At 73.2% G+C, this 9,180-nt stretch carries 8 protein-coding genes; 6 read left to right on the top strand and 2 right to left on the bottom strand.

The window, feature by feature from the left end; all coding sequences use genetic code 11:
• Window positions 1-170 (bottom strand): cytochrome ubiquinol oxidase subunit I (locus AB0G28_RS48520; RefSeq protein ID WP_361106227.1); only part of this gene is annotated, 170 nt, incomplete at its 3' end.
• A gap of 160 nt (window positions 171-330) precedes the next feature.
• Between AB0G28_RS48520 and AB0G28_RS48515 the strand changes: the two genes are divergently transcribed.
• Window positions 331-969: a response regulator transcription factor gene (locus AB0G28_RS48515; protein WP_361106221.1), complete on the top strand. Its 639-nt coding sequence runs from the start codon at window positions 331-333 to the stop codon at window positions 967-969.
• Window positions 970-1,008: 39 nt separating this feature from the next.
• On the opposite strand, the gene AB0G28_RS48510 is transcribed toward AB0G28_RS48515, so the two are convergent.
• Window positions 1,009-1,998, bottom strand: coding sequence for a nitroreductase family protein (locus AB0G28_RS48510; RefSeq protein ID WP_361106218.1), 990 nt, complete (start codon window positions 1,996-1,998; stop codon window positions 1,009-1,011).
• A 147-nt stretch (window positions 1,999-2,145) separates the two neighbouring features.
• On the opposite strand from AB0G28_RS48510, the gene AB0G28_RS48505 reads away from it, so the two are divergent.
• From AB0G28_RS48505 to AB0G28_RS48485, 5 genes are all read left to right on the top strand, one after another.
• Window positions 2,146-3,840, top strand: a complete 1,695-nt coding sequence (locus AB0G28_RS48505; RefSeq protein ID WP_361106224.1) for a GAF domain-containing protein — start codon at window positions 2,146-2,148, stop codon at window positions 3,838-3,840.
• A gap of 272 nt (window positions 3,841-4,112) precedes the next feature.
• Window positions 4,113-6,725, top strand: a complete 2,613-nt coding sequence (locus AB0G28_RS48500) for a GNAT family N-acetyltransferase (protein ID WP_361106215.1) — start codon at window positions 4,113-4,115, stop codon at window positions 6,723-6,725.
• Window positions 6,726-6,735: 10 nt separating this feature from the next.
• Window positions 6,736-7,845, top strand: coding sequence for an acetate kinase (locus tag AB0G28_RS48495; protein WP_361106212.1), 1,110 nt, complete (start codon window positions 6,736-6,738; stop codon window positions 7,843-7,845).
• Window positions 7,845-8,555, top strand: coding sequence for a hypothetical protein (locus AB0G28_RS48490; protein WP_361106209.1), 711 nt, complete (start codon window positions 7,845-7,847; stop codon window positions 8,553-8,555). The genes AB0G28_RS48495 and AB0G28_RS48490 overlap by 1 nt, the downstream gene beginning before the upstream one ends.
• A partial coding sequence (locus AB0G28_RS48485; protein WP_361106206.1) for an HAD-IC family P-type ATPase occupies window positions 8,555-9,180 on the top strand: 626 nt, incomplete at its 3' end. The genes AB0G28_RS48490 and AB0G28_RS48485, both read left to right, overlap by 1 nt.

Here is a 9,180-nt window from a genome sequence, read left to right as displayed (position 1 = left end):
AGCTTCCCCCAGAACTTCGTCATCCGGCGGTAGCGGTCGTTCCCGGTGCGCACCCAGGCGGTCTGCATCCCGGCGACCAGGAAGGACAGCCCGATGGTCAGCGGGACGAAGATGAAGTGGTAGACGGTGGTGATCCCGAACTGCCATCGGGCGAGGTCCAAGGCGCTCATCGGGTCTCCTGCTCGTTCGCGGTCACCCGGCGAGCATCCGGTGCGAGAGGCGTCCGGCCTTAGGGTCCTTGGTCACTTCCCGGACGGCCACGGGTCCCTGCCGCCGGGGGCCTTGTGGTCGTAGGCTGACCTTCGTCGAACCGTTTCCGGGAGGTTTTCCATGCTTCGGGTGTTTCTCGTCGACGACCACGAGGTCGTCCGCCGTGGCGTCGCCGACCTGCTGGACGAGGACGAGAACCTCACCGTGGTCGGGCAGGCCGGCAGCGTGTCGCAGGCGCTGGCGCGCATCCCGGCGCTGAACCCCGACGTCGCGGTCCTGGACGTCCGGCTGCCCGACGGCAACGGCATCGAGCTGGCCCGGGAGCTGCGGTCCAAGCTGCCCGAGCTCAAGTGCCTGATGCTGACCTCCTACACCGACGAGCAGGCGATGCTCGACGCGGTGATGGCCGGCGCGAGCGGGTTCGTCATCAAGGACATCAAGGGCATGGACCTGGTCTCGGCGGTCCGCCACGTCGGAGCGGGCCAGTCCCTGCTCGACGCCCATGCGGCCGCGGCCCTGATGGCGAAGCTGCGCGACAGCCAGGCGAAGAAGGGCCCGCTGGCCGACCTGTCGGACCAGGAGCGGAAGCTGCTGGAGCTGATCGGGGAAGGCCTGACCAACCGGCAGATCTCGGAGCGCATGTTCCTGGCCGAGAAGACGGTCAAGAACTACGTCTCGCGGCTGCTCACGAAGCTGGGCATGGAACGGCGGACGCAGGCGGCCGTGCTGGCCACCGAGCTGCGCAACCAGGGCGGCTGAGCCGGCGCCGGTACCGGGCGAGCCCCTCCGCGTCCGCCGTCAGGCGCTCAGCGCGGCCGGCTCGAGCAGGACGTCGTCCAGCGACCGCCGCGGTGTCCACGGCACCGGCGCGCCGCGGCCGAGGCGCAGGACGATCTGCGGCCACAACCCGCCGCCGAGCAGGCGGCGCAGCTCCGCGCGCACCGGCGGAACCTCGACCGGCTGGGAGATGAACGAGGCGTCGAACCCGGCGGCGGTCGCGGTCAGCAGGACCCGCTGCATCGCCTGGCCGGCCCGGAGCCGGTCGAGCGGCGTGTCGTCGAAGGAGCCGATCACGACGACCAGCGGTTCCGAGTGGTCGGTCCGGTCACGGCGCCGTGAGCCGAAGTCGCGCAGGACCCAGCCGCCGTTGTTCGAGGGCATCGCTCCGGCGGCGTATTCGGGGACGCCGTCGCGGCTGTCGGAGCCGCGCCGGGTCCAGTGCAGCCATTCGGCGAGGAAAGCCGGCTCGGCGACCTGGGCGTGGTGGGCCTGGTGCACCAGCTCCCGCAGCCCCTCCAGCTGTTTCGTGTCCAGCCGTGGCAGCCAGGCCTGCTCGACTTCGGCGGCGTGCCGCAGCTCGGCGACCACGGAAGGGGGGATCGCGGCGGTTTCGAACGGGGTGCGGTTGGTGTGGCGCCGGGGGATGGCGTCGGCGAGCTCGACCAGGCGGGGGTCGGGGCGGCGGGCGGCGAACGGCCGTACGACGGCCAGGAGTGTTGGGTCGTCGCGGCGGGGGAACAGTGTGGTGGCCGGGTGGGTGCCGAGGGCTTGGATGGCGGTGCGCAGGTTGAACAGTGCGGCGCCGCAGGAGAGCAGCAGTTCGCGCCGGTCGGTGTCGGCGACCGGCAGGGCGCGGTCGGGGTCGGCGTGCAGTTCGAGGCCCGCGGTGGTGCAGCGGAACCGCCAGGGTTGCGTGTTGTGCGTCGACGGCGCGAGCACCGCGGCCCCGATGACGGACTTCACCTGATCGGGGTCCAGTAGGCCGATCGAGGTGATGGGTAGTGTCATGGTTCCCCCTCGGTGCCGAGGAACGGCACACTGTCGATCTGGAAGCTTCTGTCGACGGTCTCTCGCCCCGCGGCGCCGCGGGAAGGGGACAAAGTCACCGATGACACGGAGGATTTGGTGAGTGAACCCGGGCAGGAGCCGCGGCGGATGGCGGGCACGCTGTCCGGCCTGCGGCTGCGCGAGCTGCTGCGCGATCTGCAGGACCGGATCGAGCTGCTGATCGGGACCCGGGACAAGATGGACGGCCTGCTCGACGCGGTGCTGGCCGTCGCGTCGGGGCTCGAGCTGGACACGACGTTGCGCCGGATCGTGCAGGCGGCGATCGAGCTGGGCGAGGCGAAGTACGGCGCGCTCGGGGTACTCGCCGAGGACGGTTCGCTGTCGGAGTTCCTCTACATCGGGATCGACGACGAGACCCGCCGGCTCATCGGGGACCTGCCGGAGGGCCACGGCGTGCTCGGGGTGGTCATCGACGAGGCGAAACCCCTGCGGCTGGAGGAAATCTCCGCTCACCCCGCGTCGGTGGGCTTCCCGGCCCACCACCCGCCGATGCACACGTTCCTCGGCGTGCCGGTGCGGGTGCGGGACGAGGTGTTCGGCCGGTTGTACCTGACGGAAAAGAAGAACGGCGAGCCATTCACCGACGACGACGAGGTCGTGGTGCAGGCGCTGGCCGCGGCGGCGGGGATCGCGATCGAGAACGCGCACCTCTACGAGCAGGCGCGGGTGCGCCAGCAGTGGCTGGCGGCGACCAGTGAGGTGACCACCGAGCTGCTGGGCGGGACGGATCCGGCGGAGGCGCTGAACCTGATCGCGAGCCGGGCGCTGGAGCTCACCGGTTCGGACGTCACGATGCTGGCGCTGCCGAACTCCGGGCGCCTCGACGTGGACGAGGACTGGGGCGACGACGTCGACGACCTGACGGTGACGGTGTGCGCGGGGACGCGGGCGGCGGAGCTGTCGGGGACGCACATCGACCTGGAGGAGAGCGTCCCGGGCGCGGTGTACCGGGACCGGACACCCCGCAGCGTGCCCGACCTGAGGCTGCGCGAGCACCGGTTCGGGCCGGCGATGGTGGTGCCGTTGCGGGCGGGGGACCGGACGACGGGGGTGCTGATCGCGGCGCGGGAGGCGGGGGCGGGGTCGTTCGAGGCGGCGCAGCTGTCGGTGGTGGCGTCGTTCGCCGACCAGGCGGCGCTGGCGTTGCAGCTGGCGGCGCAGCAGCGGGCCGCGCGGGAGCTGGACGTGCTGGGTGACCGGGACCGGATCGCGCGTGACCTGCACGATCACGTGATCCAGCGGTTGTTCGCGGTGGGGCTGTCGATGCAGAGCACGCAGCGGCGGACGAAGTCGCCGGAGCTGCAGAAGCGGCTGGGCGACAGCATCGAGCAGATGCACGAGATCGTCCAGGAGATCCGCACGGCGATCTTCGACCTGCACGGCGGCGCGGCGGGCGAGACGGGCCTGCGGCTGCGCCACCGCCTGCACGACGCGATCGCCGAACTGACCGACGACGCCCCGCTGCAGCCGACGGTGAGCATGTCGGGGTCGATCGACACGGTGCCGACACAGCTGGCCGAGCACGTCGAAGCGGTGGTCCGGGAGGCGGTCAGCAACGCCGTGCGGCACGCGAACGCCTCGGCGGTGTCGGTGTCGATCGCGATGCGGGACGAAATGATCCGCATAGCCGTGGTCGACGACGGCAAGGGGATGGCCGAGGGGATCTCGCCGAGCGGGCTGAGCAACCTGCGCGACCGCGCGGAGGCATCGGGCGGGACGTTCACGGTGGGCAGCGGCCCCGAGGGCGGCGTCAAGGTGGAGTGGTCCGCGCCGGTCACCTGAACCGGCCGCGTCCCCTCCCGGCTCGAGGAGTTCTTCACCCCGGCGGTGACAGCCGCGCTCCCCTTCGGTGACGAAGGTCCTTGCGGTTCGGGCAATCCGGCCGCTTCGGCGACCCCCTTTCCCGCGGTCTCCTTGTCGCGTGCCCCTCGAAGTCGCCGGCGGCACCCGCGCGACGAGCACGTCAAGATCCAGGTCGCCAAGGACCAGGTGACCCTCCGTGGTGGGCGCGGCCCTTCCCGGCCGCGCCCACCCTCATGCCGTGAGGAGATGCGATGACCCGGGCCCTGCTCGCGCACGGCGACGTGGTGCTCGTGCGCCCGTTGCACCCGGCCGACACCGCCGAGGTGCTCGCCCTGCACACCCGGCTCACCGAGCGGGACACCTACTTCCGGTTCTTCGGCGCACCGTCCGGTTTGGACAAGCTGGCGGCGGGGATCGCCGCCGATCCCGGTCCCGGTCACTACGCCGTGGGCTGCTACCGGCGCGGTGAACTGGTCGGGGTCGCCAACTACGAGGTCCTGAAGGAGACCACCGACGCCGAAGTCGCCCTCGTCGTGGACGCGGCCGTGCGCACCCAGGGCGTGGCGACCCTGCTGATGGAGCACCTCGTCTCCCACGCGCGGAAGGCCGGCCTGAAGCGGTTCCTCGCCGAAGTACTCGCCGAGAACGCCAACGTCATCCACGTCTTCGCCGACCTCGGCCTGCGCTTCGAGGCCAGTATCGGCGGCCCCGAACGTGACGTCGTCATGGTCCTCGACGAAGATCCCGCCTACATCGAGGCAGTCCTGGCGCGCGACTCGGTCGCCGACGCGGCCAGCCTGGCGCACCTGCTCAGGCCGTCCTCGATCGCCGTGATCGGCGCGGGACGGCGGCCCGGTTCGGTGGGGCACGCGATCCTCGCGAACCTGGTCGCCTCGGGTTATCCGGGGCCGGTCGAGGTCGTGAACCCGCACGCGGACGCGATCCTCGGCGTGTCGAGCGTCCCGTCCGTCGCGGCACTCGGCCGCACTCCCGAACTCGCCGTCGTCTGCCTGCCCGCGCCGGCCGCCGCCGAAGCGGTCGAAGAATGCGGGAAACGCGGTGTGCGGGCCGTCGTCGTCATCTCGTCCGGACTGACCGGGACCGAAGCCGGCGAGCGCGTGCGCGCCGCCGTGCGTGAGCACGGCCTGCGGCTCGTCGGGCCGAACTGCCTCGGCATCCTGTCCACCGACCCGTCGGGCCCGCTGAACCTCACCTTTCTCGCCGGGCAGGTCAAGCCCGGCAACATCGGCGTCGTCACCCAGTCCGGCGGCGTCGGCATCGCGCTCGCCGAGTCCCTCGGCGACCTCGGCCTCGGCGTGTCGACCCTGGTCTCCACCGGCGACAAGTACGACGTCAGCGGCAACGACCTGCTGATGTGGTGGACCGCCGACCGCCGCACCGAGCTGGCGGTGCTCTACCTCGAGTCGTTCGGCAACCCCCGGAAGTTCGGCCGGCTGGCCCGCCGGCTCGCCCGGACCCGCCCGGTGCTCGCCGTCCGGTCCGGCACCGGCGACACCGCCCAGCGTGCGGCCGCTTCGCACACCGCCGCGGCCGCGACTCCGGCCGTCACCCGGGACGCGCTGTTCGAGCAGGCCGGGGTCATCGCCGTCGACACGGTCGCCGAGCTGGTCGACGTCATCGCCGGGCTGTCCTGGCAGCTCCTGCCCGGCGGCCCCCGGGTGGCCGTGGTGAGCAACGCCGGCGGCGCCGGGGTGCTGGCCGCCGACGCCTGCGAACGCGAAGGCCTCGCCATGGCGGACCTTTCCGACACCACCCGGGAACGGCTGGCGAAGCTGCTGCCCGCCGAAGCGGCGGTGCGCAACCCGGTCGACACGACCGCCGCCGTCCCACCGGAGGTGTTCGCCGACGCGTTGCGCGCGGTTCTCGCCGACGACGGCGTCGACGCGGTCATCGCCGCGACCGTGCCCACCGCGGTCGGCGACCCCGGGACGTCGCTCGCCGCGGTGGTGCCGCCGGAGTACAAGACCGTCTTCGCGGTCCGGCCCGGCCAGCGCGCCCGGGTGGCGCCGCTGGTACCCGGCGCCGGCGTCACCGCCTGCTACGACGACCCCGCCGCGGCCGCCGCGGTACTGGCCCGGCTCGTCCGCTACGAGCAGTGGCTGAACCGGCCCGAAGCCGACGAAGACCTTGCGCCGCTGGAAGATCCGGACGCGGTGCGGGCGTTCGCCCGCGAGCGCGAAGGCTGGCTCTCGCCGGCGGACGCCGTCGAGCTGCTGCGGCTGGCCGGCATCCCCATGGTGGAGACGCACTACGTCGAAGCCGGTGACTCGATGGACGCCGCGGCCGCCGGCTTCGGCTCGCCGGTCGTGCTGAAGGCGGACGCCGAGGGCCTGCTGCACAAGACCGCCGGCGGCGGCGTCCTGCTGAACGTGCACGGCGCCGACCGGATCATGGAGGCGTTCCGCATCCTGCGGTCCCGCTTCGGGTCCGCGCTACGCGGGGTGACCGTCCAGCCGATGGCCGAGCCCGGCCACGAGCTGCTGGTGGGCGTGCGCTCCGACCCGGTGTTCGGGCCGCTGGTGGTGTTCGGCCTCGGCGGCGTGGACACCGACCTGGTCGCCGACCACGCCGCCCGGCTCGCGCCGCTCACCGGCGCCGACGCGGACCTGCTGCTCGACGCCCTGCGCGCGTCGAAGACCCTCTGGGCGTCCGGGCTGGACCGGGCGGCGGTGCGGGAGTTGCTGCTGAAGGTCGGCCGGCTGGCCGAGCTGGTACCGGAGCTGGCCGAACTGGACCTCAACCCCGTCCGCGTGCGTTCGGACGGCTGCGTGGCATTGGACGTCCGCGCCCGCCTGGAGCCCGCGGCGGCCGAAGACCCGTTCCTGCGCCGGCTGAAAGACTGAAGGAGCGACCGTGCGTGTCCTGACGCTGAACCCGGGTTCGTCGAGCATGAAGGTGTCGCTGGTCGCCGACGGCGCCGCCGTCGGCTGGGCCGCCTGGGACCTGGCGGATACCTCGGTGGTGGCGCACGCGATCCGCCGCTGGTCCGAAGTGGACGCCGTCGCCGTCCGGTTCGTCCACGGCGGTTCGCAGAAGGCCCCGGCGCGCGTGGACGACGCCCTGTTCGCCAACCTCGAACGGCTCACCTCCCTGGCGCCCAACCACCAGCCGCTGTCGCTGTCGGTCACGCGGGAGGTCCGGCGGCTGCTGCCGGACGTGCCGGTGGTGGCCTGCTTCGACACGGCGTTCCACGCCCGGATGCCCGAAGCCGCGGCGCGGTACCCGCTGCCGCGGGCGTGGACCGTGCAGAACCGCCTGCGCCGCTACGGTTTCCACGGCCTGTCGTGCCAGTACGCCTTGCGCCGCACCGGCGAGCTTCTGGGCCAGGCGCCTGAAGAGCTGCAGATCGTGTGCGCCCACGTCGGGGCGGGCGTGTCGGTGACCGCGATCCGCGACGGCCACGGCGTCGACACCAGCATGGGGTTCACACCGCTCGAAGGCGCCATGATGGCGACCAGGTCGGGCTCGGTCGACCCGGGCCTGCTGCTGCACGTGATGCAGACGGCGCCGATGAGCCCGGCCGAGATGGCCGACGCGCTGTTCCACCGCTCGGGGCTGGCCGGGATGACCGGCACCAACGGCGACCTGCGGCGCGTGCTGGCGGCGGCCGCCCGCGGCGAACAGGACGCTTCGGTGGCCCTCGACGTCTATCGGCACCGCCTGCGCCGCGAGATCGGCGCGGCGGCGACGAGCCTGTCCCGCCTGGACGCGCTGGTGTTCACCGGGGGCGTCGCCGAGCACCAGCCGTCGGTGATCATGTCGGTCGTCGAGGGGCTGGGTGTGCTCGGCCTGCGGGCCGGGAGCGTCCCGCACACCGACGTGGACCGGGTCGTCACCGGGCCGGATTCGCCCGTGCCCGCCCTGATCGTGCTGCCCCGGGAAGACCTGGAGCTGGCCCGCGGCGCCGAAGAGGCGCTCGCCCGGGTGGCCGCCGCCGGACACCACCCGGTGCGCCCGGGCTGATGGCCGGGTTCCGCTGGGACACGTCGTCCCGGGCCGTGCTGGGTGACGCGCTGGTGCGGCTCGGCCCGAACCGGTGCGTCGCCGAGGTCCGCCCGGACGAGATCGTCCTCGCCGAGCCGCCCGCCCGGCGCGACCGGGCGCGCGGCCTGGCCCTCCTCGAGTGCGGAGCCGTCCTCTCGACCATCTGGACCGTCGTGCGGGTGCTGGGCCGCGATCCGGTCGTGGCGTTCTCGCACGACGGGGACCGGCCCGACGTCGCGGCCGTCGTCCGGGTCGGGGGACCGCGGTCCCCGTCCAGCGGCGAGTGGGCGCGGTACGTGGCGCTGCGCAAGCTGGCGGAACCGGAGCTGCGGCCGGTCAGCCTCGCGGTGCTCGGCGCCCTGGCGGGCGACGGCTTCTGGCCGGAGACCGACGTGCGGATCGTGCGGCCGGGCTGGGTGCCCGCCCTGCGGCAGCTCGGTGCCGACGTCACCGGCCAGTCGGCCTTGCTCGTCACCACGCCCGGCGACAGCCGCCGTCACCACGTTCTCGCGGGGGCCGCGCTCCACGGCACCCGGCTGGCCGCGGCCGTCCGCGGGTTCTCCTCCCGCAGTGCACCGCTTTCCCTGCTGCCGCCCGCCGAGCGGGCCCGCCAGACCGAAGTCCTGCCCGGCGTCCCGCAGGGGCTGCTGCTGGTGGGTCTCGCCACCCCGAAGCGAAGGAAGGCATGATGACCACGCAGCTGAAGACCGAACCGGCCGGAGCTCCGCCGGTCGACGCCCGGGAGCCGGTCGCCCGGCTGCTGCGCGACCTGCGGACCACGCCGGCCGGCCTGACGGCGCGGGAAGCCGCCCGCCGGCTTCAGGTGAGCGGCCCGAACACGCTGCCCTCCCACGGCGGCCGGAAGTGGCCGCTCGAACTGGTGCGGCAGCTGGTCCACCCCCTCGCGCTGCTGCTGTGGGTCGCGGGCGGGCTGGCGTGGGCCGCCGGGACGACGAACCTGGCGGTCGCGATCGCCGGCGTCATCCTGCTCAACGGCCTGCTGGCGTTCGTCCAGGAGCAGCAGGCGGAAAAGGCGGTCGAGGCGCTGGGGAAGTACCTGCCCGACCGGGCACCGGTGCTGCGCGACGGCCAGGTGTGGCACGTCCCGGCGGCCGAGCTCGTCCCCGGTGACGTCCTGGTCCTGGAGGAGGGCAACCGGATCCCGGCCGACGCCCGGCTGATCGACGGCACGGTCGACGTCGACGCGTCGATGCTGACCGGGGAGTCGGTGCCGGTGACGCGGATGGCCGACGCGCACGACGACGCCGCCCGCCCGCTCGACTCGCCGGTGCTCGTCTTCAGCGGCACGGTGTG

The sequence above is a fragment of the Amycolatopsis sp. NPDC021455 genome (assembly GCF_040640995.1).
In the GTDB taxonomy this organism is placed as follows: Bacteria; Actinomycetota; Actinomycetes; order Mycobacteriales; family Pseudonocardiaceae; genus Amycolatopsis.
The sequence above is the reverse complement of the archived record's forward strand: the minus strand, read 5'-3'. Positions and strand labels throughout refer to the sequence as shown.